At 56.3% G+C, this 817-nt stretch carries 1 protein-coding gene; it reads left to right on the plus strand.

Annotated elements, in window-relative coordinates; genetic code table 11:
* Positions 1–41 precede the first annotated feature (41 nt).
* Positions 42–817: IS30 family transposase (locus tag ADM64_RS10740; protein ID WP_239272608.1), on the plus strand; the 776-nt coding region annotated here is incomplete at its 3' end.

Consider the following 817-nt stretch of genomic DNA (forward strand, 5'->3'; position numbering starts at 1 on the left):
TTATTGCCGATTGCCTGCGGGCAGGTCATTCGCACCGGCGTATCGCCCAGATAGTCTGTCGTAGTCAATCCACTATCAGTCGTGAAATCGCACGCAACAGCGTCGATGGTATCTACGATGCCTATCACGCTGATCAGGCCAGCCGCGGGCGTCTTGCTCGTCCAAAGCCGCGCAAACTCGATGACAATCGATTTTTGCGCGCCCAGGTTGTCAATCTGCTCAACCGTGGCGCCTCGCCGCGTCAGGCCAGTGGCAGGTTGGCTGCACTGTGGGGTGATAATACGTCCATGACTATTAGCCACGAGTCGATTTACCAGGCCCTTTACGTACAAGGGGCAGGCAGCTTGCGCAAAGAACTTGTGTTTGAAAAGTCCTGCCGGACTACCCGGCCAGGGCGTAAACCCCGCTCGCTTCTCGCAGGGGTGCCCAAGCCACGTGGAAAACGCTGGACTCATGATGCCAATATTTCACTTCGCCCAGCCGAAGCCAATGATCGTGCGGTACCCGGTCATTGGGAAGGCGATTTGATTATTGGCGCAGATGGCACCAGTGCTTTAGCGACGTTGGTGGAACGCCGCAGCAGGTTTGTGCTGCTCGGCAGACTCGGCACTGACCATACTGCCGCCAGTGTCAATGAGGTGATGGTACGGATGATTCGTCGGCTCAAAGAGTCGATGGACACCACGATTTCGACGTTGACCTGGGATCAGGGAGTGGAGTTTGCCAAACACACGGAGTTTTCTGTCGCGGAGAATATCCAGGTGTTTTTCGCCGATCCGCATTCGCCGTGGCAGCGAGGTAGCAATGAGCGGATGAA

This window comes from Corynebacterium sp. 401_CJEI, assembly GCF_001076435.1.
Classification (GTDB): Bacteria; Actinomycetota; Actinomycetes; order Mycobacteriales; family Mycobacteriaceae; genus Corynebacterium; species Corynebacterium jeikeium_D.